This window comes from Streptomyces sp. CBMA156 (genome assembly GCF_014596515.1).
Classification (GTDB): domain Bacteria; phylum Actinomycetota; class Actinomycetes; order Streptomycetales; family Streptomycetaceae; genus Kitasatospora.
Map to the genome: position 1 here is coordinate 1 of NZ_MSJQ01000246.1, position 16,014 is coordinate 16,014.

11 protein-coding genes and 1 pseudogene are annotated in these 16,014 nt (G+C 73.9%); 8 read left to right on the forward strand and 4 right to left on the reverse strand.

What is annotated here, in order from left to right; translation table 11 throughout:
* The 6 genes and pseudogenes from BU198_RS20160 to BU198_RS20185 form a co-directional block, all read left to right on the forward strand.
* Window positions 1-305: pseudogene (locus BU198_RS20160) on the forward strand (hypothetical protein); the annotation flags it as partial.
* A gap of 293 nt (window positions 306-598) precedes the next feature.
* Window positions 599-3,487: a leucine--tRNA ligase gene (leuS, locus tag BU198_RS20165; protein ID WP_188298246.1), complete on the forward strand. Its 2,889-nt coding sequence runs from the start codon at window positions 599-601 to the stop codon at window positions 3,485-3,487.
* Window positions 3,488-3,840: 353 nt separating this feature from the next.
* A complete protein-coding gene (locus tag BU198_RS20170) occupies window positions 3,841-4,599 on the forward strand; it encodes a hypothetical protein (protein WP_188298247.1) in 759 nt (252 codons plus the stop codon).
* A 185-nt stretch (window positions 4,600-4,784) separates the two neighbouring features.
* Window positions 4,785-5,630 (forward strand): DegV family protein, encoded by an 846-nt coding sequence (locus BU198_RS20175; protein WP_188298248.1) that lies wholly within the window; start codon window positions 4,785-4,787, stop codon window positions 5,628-5,630.
* Between the two features lie 154 nt (window positions 5,631-5,784).
* Window positions 5,785-6,798, forward strand: coding sequence for a ComEA family DNA-binding protein (locus BU198_RS43365; protein ID WP_262987050.1), 1,014 nt, complete (start codon window positions 5,785-5,787; stop codon window positions 6,796-6,798).
* Between the two features lie 57 nt (window positions 6,799-6,855).
* Window positions 6,856-9,492: a ComEC/Rec2 family competence protein gene (locus BU198_RS20185; protein WP_223244672.1), complete on the forward strand. Its 2,637-nt coding sequence runs from the start codon at window positions 6,856-6,858 to the stop codon at window positions 9,490-9,492.
* Window positions 9,493-9,874: 382 nt separating this feature from the next.
* Here BU198_RS20185 and BU198_RS20190 read toward each other — a convergent pair whose 3' ends face one another.
* Entirely contained in the window at window positions 9,875-10,168 is a 294-nt protein-coding gene (locus BU198_RS20190) for a hypothetical protein (protein ID WP_317620219.1), read from the reverse strand.
* A 74-nt stretch (window positions 10,169-10,242) separates the two neighbouring features.
* Here BU198_RS20190 and holA point away from each other — a divergent pair, with 74 nt between their 5' ends.
* Window positions 10,243-11,241 (forward strand): DNA polymerase III subunit delta, encoded by a 999-nt coding sequence (gene holA, locus BU198_RS20195; protein ID WP_188298249.1) that lies wholly within the window; start codon window positions 10,243-10,245, stop codon window positions 11,239-11,241.
* 28 nt (window positions 11,242-11,269) lie between these two features.
* Here the strand turns inward: holA and BU198_RS20200 are convergent, their stop codons facing one another.
* Both BU198_RS20200 and rpsT read right to left on the reverse strand, forming a co-directional pair.
* Window positions 11,270-11,962, reverse strand: a complete 693-nt coding sequence (locus tag BU198_RS20200) for a hypothetical protein (protein WP_188298250.1) — start codon at window positions 11,960-11,962, stop codon at window positions 11,270-11,272.
* 427 nt (window positions 11,963-12,389) lie between these two features.
* Window positions 12,390-12,659, reverse strand: a complete 270-nt coding sequence (gene rpsT, locus BU198_RS20205; RefSeq protein WP_188298251.1) for a 30S ribosomal protein S20 — start codon at window positions 12,657-12,659, stop codon at window positions 12,390-12,392.
* Between the two features lie 297 nt (window positions 12,660-12,956).
* Between rpsT and lepA the strand changes: the two genes are divergently transcribed.
* Window positions 12,957-14,825, forward strand: coding sequence for a translation elongation factor 4 (gene lepA / locus BU198_RS20210; RefSeq protein WP_188298252.1), 1,869 nt, complete (start codon window positions 12,957-12,959; stop codon window positions 14,823-14,825).
* 107 nt (window positions 14,826-14,932) lie between these two features.
* Here the strand turns inward: lepA and BU198_RS20215 are convergent, their stop codons facing one another.
* Window positions 14,933-16,012, reverse strand: a complete 1,080-nt coding sequence (locus BU198_RS20215) for an NAD(P)/FAD-dependent oxidoreductase (protein ID WP_188298253.1) — start codon at window positions 16,010-16,012, stop codon at window positions 14,933-14,935.
* Between the last annotated feature and the right edge of the window lie 2 nt (window positions 16,013-16,014).

Genomic DNA, 16,014 nt, shown 5'->3' on the forward strand with positions numbered 1-16,014 from the left:
CCGGCGCCGAGGAGGCCAGGGCCGGCCTCGCCGGGATGGTGGGGGAGGGGCGGCTGGCGCTCGGCCAGCACCGGCTGGCCAAGGTGCTGCTCGCCGAGGCGGTGTCCGGGCTCGGGCCGGGGCGGGCCCGCTCCAAGGCACTGCTGATGGTCCGCCTCGCGGAGGCCCACCGCCGGCTCGGCGACCAGCGGGAGGCGGCCCGCACCGCGGCGCTGGCGCGCTCGCTCGCGGCGGGGATGCAGTCGGAGCGGCTGGCGAAGGCGCTGCGGGAGTTCGACGCGGCGGGGCGGACGGCGGCGCGGTGACGGCGGTGCCCCGGCCCAGGTGAGGGGCCCAGGAGCAGGCCCGCCGGCCGGTATCCCCGGGAGCGGGCCGACCCGCTTGCGGTACCCTGAGCCCATGCGAACCGTGCGCCTGCTCCTTAGCCGGCCGCGCTGACCAGGACCGGCTGCGCCCCCGGGCGGTGCCGGAGTCGGCGTGGCGTCCCCTCCTGTGAGGGGATTTTTTGTTTTCCGCCCCCCGACCCCGACCCGGGCCGGGTCAACGGGCCGGCCGCCTGCGCGGTTCGCCAACTGACACCGATGGAGCTTGAAGGACCATGAGCGAGACGACCCCTGCGTCCGGCGCGGCCGAGACCGCGACCGAGCCGTTCCGGTACAGCGCCGCGCTGGCGGCCGAGATCGAGTCCCGCTGGCAGGACATCTGGGAGAAGGAGGGCACCTTCCACGCCCCCAACCCCACCGGTGCGCTGGCCGACCCGGCGGCCGGCGACGTCACCGCGAAGCCGCACAGCTTCATCATGGACATGTTCCCGTACCCCTCGGGCGCGGGCCTGCACGTCGGCCACCCGCTGGGCTACATCGCCACCGACGTCTTCGCCCGCTACCAGCGGATGACCGGCCACAACGTGCTGCACACGCTGGGCTACGACGCCTTCGGCCTGCCCGCCGAGCAGTACGCGGTGCAGACCGGCACCCACCCGCGGGTCTCCACCGAGGCCAACATGGCCAACATGCGCCGGCAGCTGCGCCGGCTGGGCCTGGGCCACGACCCGCGCCGCTCGATCTCCACGATCGACCCGGACTACTACCGCTGGACCCAGTGGATCTTCCTGCAGATCTTCAACTCCTGGTACGACGCGGACGCCCGCAGGGCCCGTCCGATCGCCGAGCTGGTCGCCGGGTTCGAGTCCGGTGAGCGGCAGACCCCGGACGGCCGCCCGTGGGCGTCGCTGTCCGCCGCCGAGCGCGACGAGGTGTTGGGCGAGTACCGCCTGGCGTACGCCAAGGAGGTGCCGGTCAACTGGTGCCCGGGCCTGGGCACCGTGCTGGCCAACGAGGAGGTCACCGCGGACGGCCGCTCCGAGCGCGGCAACTTCCCGGTGTTCAAGTCCAACCTGCGCCAGTGGATGATGCGCATCACCGCGTACTCGGACCGGCTGATCGAGGACCTGGACCTGCTGGACTGGCCCGAGGCCATCAAGCTGCAGCAGCGCAACTGGATCGGGCGCTCCGAGGGCGCCCGGGTCGACTTCGCGGCCCCCGGTGACGAGAAGATCACCGTCTTCACCACCCGGCCCGACACCCTGTTCGGCGCCACCTACATGGTGCTGGCCCCCGAGCACGGCCTGGTCGACTCCATCGTTCCGGCCGCCTGGCCCGAGGGCGTGCCCGCCGAGTGGACCGGCGGCGCCGCCACCCCCGCCGAGGCCGTCGCCGCCTACCGCGCCGCGGCCGCCGCCAAGTCCGACGTCGAGCGGCAGGTCGAGGCCAAGGTCAAGACCGGCGTCTTCACCGGCGCCTACGCCGTCAACCCGGTCAGCGGCGAGCCCGTCCCGGTGTTCATCGCCGACTACGTGCTGATGGGCTACGGCACCGGCGCCATCATGGCCGTCCCCGCCCACGACCACCGCGACTTCGCCTTCGCCCGCGCCTTCGCCCTGCCGATGCGCTGCGTCGTCGAGCCGACCGACGGGCGTGGCTCGGACCCGGCCGCGTGGGACGACGCGTTCGACACCTACGACTCCGTCATCGTCGACTCCGCCCGCGCGGAGGGCGACCTGACGCTGGACGGGCTGAGCGTCGTCGACGCCAAGGCCGCCGCCACCGCCTGGCTGGGCGAGCGCGGCATCGGCGAGGGCACCGTCAACTACCGCCTGCGCGACTGGCTGTTCAGCCGTCAGCGGTACTGGGGCGAGCCCTTCCCGATCGTCTACGACGAGGACGGCGTCATGCACGCGCTGCCCGAGTCGATGCTGCCGGTCGAGGTCCCCGAGGTCGACGACTACTCGCCGCGCACCTTCGACGCGTACGACTCCAGCTCCTCGCCGGAGACCCCGCTGTCGCGCAACGAGGCCTGGGTCAACGTCGAACTGGACCTGGGCGACGGCCCGAAGAAGTACCGCCGCGAGACCAACACCATGCCCAACTGGGCCGGTTCCTGCTGGTACGAGCTGCGCTACGTCGACCCGGTGAACTCCGCCGCGGTCGTCGACCCGGCCAACGAGCGGTACTGGCTGGGCCCCACGGCCACCAAGCCGGCCGGCGGCGCCGACCTGTACGTCGGCGGCGCCGAGCACGCCGTGCTGCACCTGCTGTACGCGCGTTTCTGGCACAAGGTGCTGCACGACCTGGGCCACGTCTCGTCCGTCGAGCCGTTCCACAAGCTGTTCAACCAGGGCATGATCACCGCCGACGTCTACCGCGACGAGCGCGGCTTCCCGGTGCCCGCCGCCGAGGTCGAGGAGCGCGACGGCCAGTACTCCTGGCAGGGCGAGCCGGTCAAGCGCGAGGCCGGGAAGATGGGCAAGTCCCTGAAGAACGCCGTCGCGCCCGACGACATCTCCGACGAGTACGGTGCCGACACGCTGCGCCTGTACGAGATGTCGATGGGCCCGCTGGACGTCTCCCGCCCCTGGGACACCCGCGCCGTCGTCGGCTCGTACCGCTTCCTGCAGCGGCTGTGGCGCAACGTCGTCTCGGAGACCACCGGCGAACTGGTCGTCACCGAGGAAGCGCCGGACGAGGCGACGCTGCGGGTCCTGCACAAGGCGATCGACGGCATCCGCGGCGACATGGCCGGGCTGCGCTTCAACACGGCCGTCGCCAAGGCCATCGAGCTGAACAACTACCTGGTCAAGCGCGGTTCCACGCCGCGCGCGGTGGCCGAGCAGCTGGTGCTGATGGTCGCGCCGCTGGCCCCGCACGTCGCCGAGGAGCTGTGGCGCCGGCTGGGCCACGGCGAGTCGCTGGCGCACACCGACTACCCGGTCGCCGACCCGGCGTACGTGGTGGACGAGTCGGTGACCTGCGTGGTCCAGATCAAGGGCAAGGTCAAGGCGCGGCTGGAGGTCGCGCCGGGGATCTCGGACGCCGAGCTGGAGGCGCTGGCGCTGGCGGAGCCGGCGGTCGTCGCGGCGATCGGCGGGGCCGAGGTGCGCAAGGTGATCGCGCGGGCGCCGAAGCTGGTGAACATCGTCACCGGCTGAGTGCGGTTGCCGCGGGAGTGACCGGGCGGGCGTCCTTCGGGGCGCCCGTCCGGCGTTCTGGGGGGTCGGGCCGGCTTTCGGGGGGTGTGTCCGTCCGGCGTTCTGCGGGGCGCCCGTCCGGCGTGCGCCGGGTGCCGGGGGGTGTGGTGTGTACGGAGGGTGTGGGGGTTGCGGGGGTGGCGGCCGGGGGGTTCGCGCGCGCTCGGGGAGATCCCGGATCTGACCCTGATCTTCGTCGGCCGGGATCGTTCGGGCTCCCCCGGGCGGGCTGCGGCGGCTACCGTGGAACCCTCGGCGATGCGGCCCGCGTTGGGCCCGGTGAGGGCCGGAACGACGGCGGAAGGTGGCGCGCGATGGACGTGTTCGGCGTGATGATCGGCTTGGTCCTGCTCTTCGGGGTCGCGGTGATGGTCCTGGCCGTGATCGGCACGGTGAAGGCCGCCAAGGCGGTCGGTGCGAAGATCGAGAAGCACGAGGCCACCGCCCGCCGCGCCGTGGAGAACGTCGGCCTCAAGGCGAAGACGTACACCAAGGTCGGCCCGCCCGCGCAGATCGCCTCCGTCCGGCTGGGCCTGCGGACCGCGCTCGACGGCACCCGGCAGGTGCTGGAGGCCGGGCTCGCGCAGGACGGCCAACTCGGCGAGTCGCTCGCCCTGTTGGACCGGCTCGACGCGCACGCCGCCGAACTCGACGGCGAGCTGCGGATACTGGAGCGCGAGCCGGACACCGCGCGGATCGCCGCCAAGCTGCCGGATCTGCGTGAGCGGGCGGAGCGGATCACCCACTCGGCGGAGAGCATGCGGTGGGCGGCGCAGGACCGGATGCACCGGTTCGCGGACGACGAGCTGACCCGGCTCAGCCAGGAGTGCGAGAGCGAGGCCGGGGCGCTGCGGCACTGGGACGTCGCGGGGGATGGTGCGTCGGGGACTCCCGGTGCTTCCGGTAGCTCCGGTTCGGCGGGTGCCTCCGGTACCGCGGGAGGGGCTGCTCGGGCCGGGCTGACCGACGGGAAGGAGCGGCCGAGCGCGGAGGAACTGCTCGGGCTGGCCGATCCGCTGTCCAAGCTGGCGCAGCGGCTGCGCAAGCCGTCGGCGGGGCCCTCGGCGGGCTGAGCCCTGCGGGATTCCGTGCGGTGCGTCGCGGTGCCGCCGGCGCCTCCCGGCGCCTCCCGGCGCCTCCCGGCGCCTCCCGGCGCCTCCCGGCGCCTCCCGGCGCCTCCCGGCGCCTCCCGGGGCCGGTCGGTGCCCGGTGCCCCGGGCGCTGTCCTCCCGGACCGGCGGGGAGTAACCTCCGGCTCATGCCCTCCGACCTCGCACTTGTCACCGATTCCACGGCCTATCTGCCGCAGGAGGCCCTCGACCGGTACGGGATCACGGTGGTCCCGCTGAGCGTCGCGGTCGATGACTCGGTGCTGTGCGAGGGTGTCGAGATCTCCCCGAAGGACGTCGCCGAGGCGCTGCGCGGCAAGCAGCGGGTGACGACCTCCCGGCCGAACCCGGAGACCTTCGCCGCCACCTACCGGGCGGCCGCCGAGGCCGGGGCCACGGGGATCGTCTCGGTGCACATCTCCGGCGAACTGTCCGGCACGGTCGAGGCCGCCCGGCTGGCGGCCGCCGAGGCGCCCGTCCCGGTGCGCGTGGTCGACAGCCGGCTGGTCGGGATGGCGCTCGGGTACGGGGTGCTGGCGGCGGCCGAGGCGATCGCCGCGGGGCAGGACCTGGCGGAGGTGGCCGGGGCGGCCGGCCGGCGGGCGGCCGGGACCAGCGGGTTCTTCTACGTCGACACCCTGGAGCACCTGCGCCGGGGCGGCCGGATCGGGGCGGCGCGGGCGCTGCTCGGTTCGGCGCTGGCGGTCAAGCCGCTGCTGCACCTGGACGGGGGGCGGATCGAGCCGCTGGAGAAGGTGCGGACGGCGTCACGGGCGATCGCCCGGCTGGAGGAGATCGCGGTCGAGCGGTCGGGGGAGCGGGAAGTCGACATCACCGTGCACCACCTGGCGGCCGAGGACCGGGCCGAACCGCTCGCGGAGCGGCTGCGGGCCCGGGTGCCGGGACTGCGGGAGCTGTACGTCGGCGAGGTGGGGGCGGTGATCGGCGCGCACGTCGGGCCGGGGCTGCTCGCGGTGGTGGTCGCGCCGCGCTGAGCCGCGGTGGCTGATTGCTCATTCGTTCGATCTGTCAATCTCTGGCACTTCCGCTCGCTCTTGTGAGTGACGCTTTTTGTCCACAACCCTCGGGTTATCCACAGGGTTTCGTTAATCTCCATGCGCCCGCCGGAGGACTCCTACCGTCCTCGGCATGACGACCATGAGCCTGGGCGCGGCGAAGCGCCACGCGATCAACGAGACGCTGCGCGTGCGGATGGCCGCGCTGTTGCCGGTGCGGGACGAGCCTGAGGGCACGCCTTCGAGTGCACCTTCGGATGAGCCCCCGGCGGCGACGCGGGAGCGGGCGACGGAGCGGGCGGCCACTGCGACCGGGCCGCCGGTCGGTGGTGCCGGGCCGGTGCCGCCGGCTGCGGGTGATGCGCTGCCCGGTCCGGGCGACGCCGTGGACCCGCCGGAGGCCGGGGCGGTGCGCTCACGGGTCTCCTCCTTCTCCCCGGCCTCGTCGTTCCCCTCGTTCCCCTCGTTCCCCTCGGCGCTGACGCTCGACCGGCGCGCGGTGGCAGGGCTGGCGATCCTGCTGCTCTTCGCGGTCGGCTACGCCGTGCAGCACTTCTGGCTGGCCCGGCCGGAGACGGTCGCCGTGCCCGCGCCGGCGGCGGTCGCGGCAGCGTCGGGGGTCGAGCCGTCCGTCCCCGCCGCCGACGCGGCCGCCGCCGCTCCCGGGTCCGGTACCGGGGTCGAAGCCGGGGCCGCTTCCGGTACCGGGGCGGCCGTGGTGGTGGACATCGGGGGGCGGGTCAGCCTTCCCGGCCTGCACACCCTGCCCGGAGGCTCCCGGGTGGCCGACGCCCTGCGGGCAGCGGGCGGTCCGCTGCCGGACACGGACACCAGGAACCTCAACCTGGCCCGCGTCCTGACGGACGGTGAGCAGATCCTGGTCGGCGAACAGGCGCCCGCCCCCACCCCGGCCCTCGGAAGCGGGAGCGGGCCTCCGGGCCCCGCCGCGCCCCGACCACCCGTCAGCCTCAACCGCGCCACGCTCGAACAGCTCGACACCCTCCCGGGTGTCGGCCCCACCCTCGCCCAGCGCATCCTCGCCTACCGCACCTCGCACGGTTCCTTCCGCTCCCTCGACCAGCTCCGGCAGGTCAGCGGCATCGGCGCCCGTACGTACGCGGAACTCCGGCCGCTGCTCACCCTCTGACTCCCGCACTGCCGTCGTCCCCGCTCACTGCCCTGGCCCCCGAAGGGAGGCACCGCCATGGCCGTCGCCACCACACCGGCCGACCCGGCCGCTGCGTCCCGCTCTCCGGGTACCGACTTCCGGCTGCTGCTGCCCGCCGTCTCGGCCTGGGTGGTCACGGCGGCGCTCCTGCGGACGGAACCGGCGTACTCGGCACTCGTCCTCGCCGCGGCAGGCGTCACCGCCCTCGCCGGCGTCCTGCTGCTCACCAGGCCGGGCGTCCTGCGCCGGCGCGGGTCCGCGGCGACACTGGCCGCCGTCCTGCTCACCGGCGCGGCGGCCGCGGTCGCGACCCCGCTGCACACCGCCGACCTCCACCGGGGGCCGCTGGCGGAACTCGCCCGCGCGGCCGGCTCCGCGGTGCCGCGGGCGCCGGGCGCGACCGCCCCGGTGGTGGCGGTGGAGCTGACCGTCGCGGGGGACCCGAAGACCCACACCTCCCGGGGCGGGCCCGTCGGCGGCCGGCCGCTCCTCACCGTGGACGCGGTGGCCGACCGCGTCACCCTGCTCCCGGACGGGCGGACCGCCCGCACCCGTACGCCGGTGACCGTCATGGCGCGAGGAGCGGAGAGCGAGCCCTGGCAGCGGCTGCTCCCGTCCCAGCGGCTGGCCGCGGAGGCCGAGGTGCGACCGGCGGGGGAGGGGTACGACACCGAGTCCGCCGCGCTGCTGGTCGTCCACGGGGCGCCCCGGCAGCTGGCGCCACCGAGCCTGCCGCAGCGGATCGCCGGACGGTTGCGGGAAGGCCTGCGTGCGGCCACCGACGGACTTCCGGCGGACGCGCGCGGACTGCTCCCCGGGCTGGTCGTCGGCGACACCTCGCGTCTGCCCGACGACCTCGACGACGCCTTCCGGGCCACCGACCTGGTCCACCTGGTGGCGGTCAGCGGAGCCAACCTGGCGATCGTCCTCGGTGCGCTGCTGGGCGCGCCCGGGCAGGCCGGCACACCGGAACGGCGAGGGGTGGCCGCGGTACTGGGGCTGTCGCTGCGCACCGGCGCCCTGCTCGGCACCGCGCTGACACTGGCCTTCGTCACCGTCTGCCGACCGGAGCCCAGCGTGCTGCGGGCGGCCGGGACGGGACTGATCGGCATGCTGGCCCTGGCCACCGGCCGCCCCCGCCGGGCGGTGCCCGCGCTCGCCGGAGCGGTCCTGGTGCTGGTCCTGCTGGACCCGTTCCTGGCGCGCTCGTTCGGTTTCCTGCTCTCGGTGCTCGCCACCGCCGGGCTGCTCGTCCTCGGACCGCACTGGGCCGAGGCCCTGCGGGCCCGGCGCTGGCCCCACCACCTGGCTGGCGCGCTCGCGGCGACGGCGGCAGCCCAGGCGCTGTGCGCGCCGGTGACGGTGGTGCTGTCCGGGCACATCAGCCTGGTCGGCATCCCGTGCAACCTGCTGGCCGAGCTGGCGGTGGCCCCGGCGACGCTGCTCGGCTTCGGGGTACTCGTGCTGCACCCGCTCCTCCCGGCCCTGGCCCGGCTGTTCGCGGAACCGGCCGGAGTGCCGGCCGGCTGGCTCGCCCTGGTGGCCAGACGCGGTGCAGAGCTGCCGGGCGGCCAACTGTCCTGGCCGGGCGGATGGTTCGGGACGGTGACGGTCGCCCTGGCCGTCCTGGGCGCCTGCTGGGCGGCGCCGCTCCTGCTGCCCCGACGGGCGGAGCCGGGCAGGCCGGCGCCCACACGGCGGCGCTGGGCGCGGGCCCTGGTGGCCGGGGTGCTGACGGTGATCCTGCTGGCCGTCCTGCTGCGGCCGCCGCAACTCACCAGGATCGTCACCGGCTGGCCACCGCCGGGGTGGCGACTGGTGGTGTGCGACGTCGGACAGGGCGACATGCTGGCCCTCGAGACGGGGGCGCCGGGCAGCGCGGTGGTGATCGACACCGGGCCGGATCCGAACGCCGCGGACAGGTGCCTGCGCGACCTCGGCATCACGACGGTCCCCCTCCTGCTCCTGACGCACTTCCACGCCGACCATGTCGAAGGTGTGCCGGGGGTGTTGCGGGGCCGCCGGATCGGTGCGATCGAGGGCACCACGCTCGACGACCCACCGGGCGAGGCGGCCCGGGTGAGGGGGTGGACCGCAGGCGCCGGCGTCCCGTTGCTGAGAGCCGGTCGGGGTGAACGGCGGTCAGTGGGTGCGGGGTCGGCCTGGGAGGTGGTGTGGCCCGTTCCCGGTTCGGCACTCGAGGCGCCGGGCCCGAACAACGCAAGCGTCGCATTGATGGTGTCACTGACAGGAGGACTACGGATGGCACTGCTCGGAGATCTCGAACCGCAGGCCCAGTCGGCCCTGTTGGGCCGGGTCGGGAGGGTGGACGTCGTGAAGGTGGCGCACCACGGGTCGGCCCACCAGGACTGGGACCTCGCCGGTGCCCTGCGGCCCAGGCTGGCCCTGATCTCCTGCGGCGAGGGCAACCCGTACGGTCACCCGTCCCCGAAGACGGTCGACCACCTGCGCGCCCTCGGCGCCACCGTGCTGCGTACGGACAGGGAGGGGGACATCGCGGTGACGGGCGACTCCCCGGCCACCCTCGGCGTGGCCGTCCACCCGCAGCCCGCCCACGCGGCCCGCCACCCGCGCCGTCACGGCGGGACCGGCCCCGCAGCCCCCGCCCACCCCGAGCAGTCCTCCGCCTCCCCCCGGGCCCCACCCACGTAGCCCTCCGCGCGCTCTCTCCTCCTCCCACCAACCAGGTGGGGCGTGGAAAGGGGTAGAGGGGTGGTGGGAGGAGCGGAGAGGCGCGGGAGCGGAGCCAGCAGAAAGGTTTCGGCGCGCTCCGGGCAGCCCGGAGCGCGCCGAAGAAAAGCCAGACTTGGCGGACCAAGAGGTGACCCGCATCGAGCTGCCGCAGGACGTCGCGAGGGCTCGGCAAGGCGGTCGTGGCGTGCTCCGGGCGAGCCCGGAGCGCGCCGGGGGTGGCAGCTGATGGGATGCAGCCGGCCCAAGGGCGCCGGGTGCGGCCGCCCGCAGGCCCTCAGGCCTCCTCCCGCAGGCCCTCAGGCCTCCTCCCGCAGGCCCTCAGGCCTCCTCCCGCAGGCCCTCAGGCCTCCTCGCGCCAGCCCTCGTGGCCGACGGCGAGGGCGTCGAGGGCGTGCAGCAGGGCGGGGGTCCAGCCGCTCTCCGGGGCCTCGGCCACCACCAGCCACTGGGCGTCCTCGGCGTCGTCCTCGCCCGCGAGCGCGTCGCGGACGACTTCGAGTTCGCCGAGGTCCGGCTGGGCGGCGCCGAGTTCCTCGGCGGCCTCCTCGGCGGCGTCGCGGTCGGGCAGGACGAGCAGCTGCCGGGCGTACGGGTCGGCGACGTCCGGAAGGCCGGTGGTGTGGTTCTCGGTCACCCGGCCATTGTCCAGGCCGGGCCGCCCGCTCCGTCGGGCGGGAGTGTCCGCGGCCCGTGGGATGCTGGTACGCGATGGCCAGGAAGAGTGCACCCGACGACCTGCTCGCCCCGCTGACCCTCGCGGTCGGCCAGGAGGAGCTGCTGCTGGACCGCGCGGTCGCCCAGGTGGTGGCGGCGGCGAAGGCGGCGGACCCGGACACCGACGTACGGGACCTGCCGCCCGGCGGCCTGCAGCCCGGCAGCCTGGCCGAGCTGACCACGCCGTCGCTGTTCGCCGAGCGCAAGGTGATCGTGGTCCGGGCCGCGCAGGACCTCTCCGCCGACTCGGTGAAGGAGGTCAAGGCGTACATCGAGGCCCCGGCCGAAGAAGTGATCATCGTGCTGGCGCACGCCGGCGGAGCCAAGGGCAAGGGCCTGCTGGACGCCGGGCGCAAGGCCGGCGGGCGCGAGGTGGCCTGCGCCAAGATGACCAAGGCGAGCGAGCGGCTGGCCTTCGTCAAGGGCGAGTTCCGCACCCTGGGCCGCTCGGCGACCCAGGAGGCCTGTCAGGCCCTGCTGGACGCGCTCGGCAGCGACCTGCGCGAGCTGGCGGCCGCCTGCCACCAGCTGACCTCGGACGTCGAGGGCGCGATCGACGACACCGTGGTGGCCCGCTACTACAGCGGCCGGGCCGAGGCGACCGGCTTCGAGGTGGCCGACCTGGCGGTCACCGGCCGGGCCGCGGAGGCCCTGGAGCGGCTGCGCTGGGCGCTGGCCGTCGGCCAGCCGCCGACCGGCATCACCTACGCGCTGGCCTCCGGCGTGCGCAGCATCGGCCGGCTGGCGACCACCGGGCGGAACATGCGCCCGGCCGACCTGGCCCGCGAGCTGGGCATGCCGCCGTGGAAGGTCGACCGGGTCCGCCAGCAGATGCGCGGCTGGACGGGCGACGCGGTGGCCACCGCGCTGACCGCGATCGCCCAGGCCGACGCCGCCGTCAAGGGCGGCTCGGACGACCCGGCCTTCGCCCTGGAGCGCGCGGTGGTCGCCGTCGCCAGGGCCGCCAGGGCCGGCTCCCGGCCCGCCTACTGACGGCGGCCGGGCCCCGGCGGCGCCGGGCCTACTTCTTCATGGCCCGCACGGCGTCCTGCCCGTCGGACTGGAGGGTGCTGCGCAGCTCGTCCTTGGACGGCGGCTTGCCCTTCCCGTCGGAGTAGCTGGCCGAGTAGTTGATGTAGTAGGTCATCCCGCCGTCGAGGATGTTCAGCTCGGCGTAGACGCTGTGGTACGTGCCCGAGCCGTCGTCCTTGTACAGGAAGTACGCCTCCTCGCCGACTCCCGTGATCTCGGTGACCTGGTAGCCGCGCGCCCGGTACAGCTCCTTGTTGGCCGCCAGCTCGGGCGCCGGGTTGACCGCCTTGTGCAGGTCGGCGCGCAGGTAGACGTTGGCGTACTCGCTGTCGCTGTTGCCGCCGGTGCGCTTGAGCGACATCGAGCAGTTCATGCTGTCCAGCGCCGGGTGCCGGTCGGTGTGGTGGGTCGGCGCGGAGCTGTCCGAGACGGAGTAGGTCTGGAGGAGCTTGGCGGGCTTCCCCGTGGTGCAGAAGTCGTCCGAGAGGTGGTAGCCGTGCAGGCCGCGCGGCGCGGAGTCGCCGCCGACCATGCCGGGGACGACCAGGACGGCGGCGGTCCAGCCGACCGAGACGATCACGGCGCCGGCGAACGCCCAGACGGCGTTGCGCCGCAGGTTCCCGCTGCCGCCGGAGCGCGGCGCCGCCCCGGGAGCGGTCGGCAGGCCGGGTGCCGGGGCCATGCCCGGTGCCGCGGGCAGTCCGGGCGGCGGCCCGAAGCCGGCCGGACCCATCGGGCCGGGAGCGCCCGGTACGGGATGCGCCCCCGCGCCCGGCTGCTGCTGCGGGAACCCGTACCCGGGCCCGTTCGGAACAGGTGGCGGCGGTGGCGGTGGCGTCGTCATGAAGGTTCCCCCCTGGACCTGGCGCCGGGGTGCTCCCCGCACCTCGATCGGACCTGACCGACCCTAGCGGCCGGACCGCGGAACGCGACAGGCGCCGCAGTGGCCTCGGGAAGGAGACCGACTGCGACGCCTGTCGCACTGCTTCGTTGCACCGCACCCGCGTGGCGAACGCAGGCCGCGTGCGGTGCGAGTCTTGCGTGCCTCGGGGGTCCGGGTAGAGGGCCGGGCCGTCCCGAAGCGGTGGGGGCCGGAGCCCCCGGGGGCGTCAGGCCTGGACGGCCGTGTTGACGCGCTTGGTGATGGCCGACTTCTTGTTGGCGGCCTGGTTGGCGTGGATGACGCCCTTGCTCACGGCCTTGTCCAGCGCCTTGGAGGCGGCGCGGGCCAGCACGGTGGCCTTCTCGGTCTCACCGGCGGCAGCGGCCTCACGGGCCTTGCGCAGAGCGGTCTTCAGCGAGGACTTGACGGCCTTGTTGCGCAGGCGCGCCTTCTCGTTGGTCTTGTTGCGCTTGATCTGGGACTTGATGTTCGCCACGGAATAGCCTCAGTCTGTGTAAAGAAATCCGAACGGGGTCACACCCGGCGGCCTTCGGTCCTGCTGAGAGGGCATGCCGAGGCCAGGTGCAGCATCCCACGCTACCAGGGGCCCGCTCCCCGTCCCAAACCGGCCGCCCGTGCGGGCCGCTCCCGGCTCCCGACCGGCAGTCCGCCCCGTGCTCGTGGGAGGATGGGAGGAACTATTTCGATCGGACGAGACTGTCCGGTCCCCGGGAAGCCGGTCAGCGATGACCCGGACACCCCCGGCCCCGGACCAACGGAGAATCGGACCAAGGTGCCCGCGACCCCCAGCAATGTGCCAGAGCCCAGCCGTACCGACCCGGCGCTGATCCGCAACTTCTGCATCATCGCCCACATCGACCACGGCAAGTCGACGCTCGCAGACCGGATGCTGCAGATCACCGGCGTCGTCGACCCCCGGCAGATGCGTGCCCAGTACCTCGACCGCATGGACATCGAGCGCGAGCGCGGCATCACCATCAAGTCGCAGGCGGTCCGCCTCCCGTGGGCGCCGAAGACGGGGCCGAACGCCGGGGCCACGCACATCCTCAACATGATCGACACCCCCGGCCACGTGGACTTCACGTACGAGGTGTCCCGCTCCCTCGCCGCGTGCGAGGGCACCATCCTGGTGGTCGACGCGGCCCAGGGCATCGAGGCGCAGACCCTCGCCAACCTCTACCTGGCGCTGGAGAACGACCTCACGATCGTCCCGGTCCTCAACAAGATCGACCTCCCGGCCGCCCAGCCGGAGAAGTACGCGGCCGAGATCGCCCACATCATCGGGTGTGACCCCTCGGACGTGCTGCAGGTCAGCGCCAAGACCGGTCTGGGCGTCGAGGACCTGCTGGACCACATCGTCGACACCGTCCCGGCCCCGGTCGGCGTCAAGGACGCCCCGGCCCGCGCGATGATCTTCGACTCGGTCTACGACTCCTACCGCGGCGTGGTGACCTACGTCCGGGTGGTCGACGGCCAGCTCACCAAGCGTGAGCGGATCGCCATGATGTCCACTGGCGCGACCCACGAGCTGCTGGAGATCGGCGTCATCTCGCCCGAGCCGAAGGTCGCCGACGGCCTCGGCGTCGGCGAGGTGGGCTACATCATCACCGGTGTGAAGGACGTCCGGCAGTCCAAGGTCGGTGACACCATCACCTCGATGCACAAGGGTGCGACCGAGCCGCTGGGCGGCTACAAGGACCCGCGTCCGATGGTGTTCTCCGGCCTGTACCCGTTGGACGGCTCGGACTACCCGCTGCTGCGCGACGCCCTGGACAAGCTGCGGCTCAACGACGCCGCGCTGGTGTACGAGCCGGAGACCTCGGTCGCCCTCGGCTTCGGCTACCGCTGCGGCTTCCTCGGCCTGCTGCACCTGGAGATCATCCGGGAGCGCCTGGAGCGCGAGTTCAACCTCGACCTGATCTCCACCGCCCCGAACGTGGTCTACCGCGTGGTGATGGAGGACGGCACCGAGCACACCGTCACCAACCCGAGCGAGTTCCCGACCGGCAAGCTCGCCGAGGTCTTCGAGCCGATCGTGCGCGGCACCATCCTCGCGCCCAACGAGTTCGTCGGCGCGATCATGGAGCTCTGCCAGGCCCGCCGCGGCAACCTCCAGGGCATGGACTACCTCTCCGAGGACCGGGTCGAGCTGCGCTACACCCTGCCGCTCGCCGAGATCGTCTTCGACTTCTTCGACCAGCTGAAGTCCAAGACCCGCGGCTACGGCTCCTTCGACTACGAGCCGATCGGCGAGCAGTCCGCCCAGCTGGTCAAGGTCGACATCCTGCTGCACGGCGACGCGGTGGACGCCTTCTCCGCGATCGTCCACAAGGACAAGGCCTACGGCTACGGCGTGATGATGGCGGGCAAGCTCCAGAAGCTCATCCCGCGCCAGCAGTTCGAGGTGCCGATCCAGGCGGCCATCGGCTCCCGGGTGATCGCCCGCGAGACGGTCCGCGCGATCCGCAAGGACGTCCTCGCCAAGTGCTACGGCGGTGACATCTCCCGTAAGCGGAAGCTGCTGGAGAAGCAGAAGGAAGGCAAGAAGCGGATGAAGATGGTCGGCCGCGTGGAGGTCCCGCAGGAGGCCTTCATCGCCGCGCTCTCCACCGACGCCGAGGCGCCGAAGGAGAAGAAGTAGCGGCAGGGCGGCGACGAACGCCGGAAGGGCCCGGGCACCTGCCCGGGCCCTTCCGGCGTTTCCGGCGCGCTGAGGCCCTTCGGAGCGCCGAGGCCGGCTCCGGTGCCCTACTTCAGGCTGTGGAGGACCGCGGTGACGATCGCCGCCTTCGCCAGCCGCCCCGCGGTGCCGGTGAACACGGTGGGCCGCATCGAGTCGTCCGCGCCGACCACCTGGAGCAGCCCATCCCGCCGGCCGAGGCTCACGCACTGCACCACGTACCGGAAGGCGAACGGTTCGGTGGTGCGGCCGGCCAGCAGTCCGCCGAGGTACCGGCCCTGCGGCAGGGCAGTGGCGCAGCCCATCCGCAGGGTGCCGGCGCCGGGGACGGTGACGGCGGCGGCATCGCCGATCACGTGGACGTCCGGGTGGGAGACCGACCGCAGACGGTCGTCCACCAGGGCCCGGCCGTGCTCGTCCACGGCGAGTCCGGCCTCGGCGGCCAGCGGGTGCACCTCCAGTGAGGCGGCCCAGACCGTGACGTCGGCCCCGAGCGGGCCGGCGGTGGTGCGCAGGCCGTTCGGGGTGACCTCGGTGACGGTGGTGTTCTCGTGGACGGCCACGCCGAGCCGGGCGAGGACGCGCCGGACGTGGGCCCGGCCCCTGGCCGAGTAGACGCCGCCGACCTGGCCGGACGCGACGATCCGCACCTTCCAGCGGGGGTGGGCCTCGGCGAGTTCGGTGGCCAGTTCGATGCCGGTGGCGCCGCCGCCGACCACGGCCAGGGTGCCGGGCCGTTCGGCGGTGTCGATCCGGCGGCGCAGTTCGGTCGCGCGCTCCGCCGAGTAGGCGTGCTGTTCGGCGCCGGGGACGCCGTGCCAGGCGGTGCGGCTGCCGAGGGCGTAGACCAGGGTGTCGTACTCCAGGCCGGTGCCGTCGTCCAGGCGGACCCGGCGCGCGGCCGGGTCGAGCCCGACGGCCCTGGCCCGCCGGTGGGTGACGGGGAGGCCGTGGGTGAGTTCGCTGACGGCGGGCCAGTCGCGGCCGCGGCCGGCGGCGGTCTCGTGCCGGCGGACGCGGTGCAGGAGCCGGTCCTCGGGGGCGACCAGGGTGACGGCGTGCCGCCGTGCGGCGCCCTTGGCCGCGGTGAGCCCGGCGTACCCGGCGCCCAGTACGACGATCCGCTGCCCGGTGGTGGTGCTGCTCATCT

Bases quoted from the DNA above. Each gene is read 5' to 3' on its own strand.
- leuS (WP_188298246.1), top strand. From the start codon at position 599: ATGAGCGAGACGACCCCTGCGTCCGGCGCGGCCGAGACCGCGACCGAG.
- BU198_RS20170 (WP_188298247.1), top strand. From the start codon at position 3,841: ATGGACGTGTTCGGCGTGATGATCGGCTTGGTCCTGCTCTTCGGGGTC.
- BU198_RS20175 (WP_188298248.1), top strand. From the start codon at position 4,785: ATGCCCTCCGACCTCGCACTTGTCACCGATTCCACGGCCTATCTGCCG.
- BU198_RS43365 (WP_262987050.1), top strand. From the start codon at position 5,785: ATGACGACCATGAGCCTGGGCGCGGCGAAGCGCCACGCGATCAACGAG.
- BU198_RS20185 (WP_223244672.1), top strand. From the start codon at position 6,856: ATGGCCGTCGCCACCACACCGGCCGACCCGGCCGCTGCGTCCCGCTCT.
- holA (WP_188298249.1), top strand. From the start codon at position 10,243: ATGGCCAGGAAGAGTGCACCCGACGACCTGCTCGCCCCGCTGACCCTC.
- BU198_RS20200 (WP_188298250.1), bottom strand. From the start codon at position 11,962: ATGGCCCCGGCACCCGGCCTGCCGACCGCTCCCGGGGCGGCGCCGCGC.
- BU198_RS20215 (WP_188298253.1), bottom strand. From the start codon at position 16,012: ATGAGCAGCACCACCACCGGGCAGCGGATCGTCGTACTGGGCGCCGGG.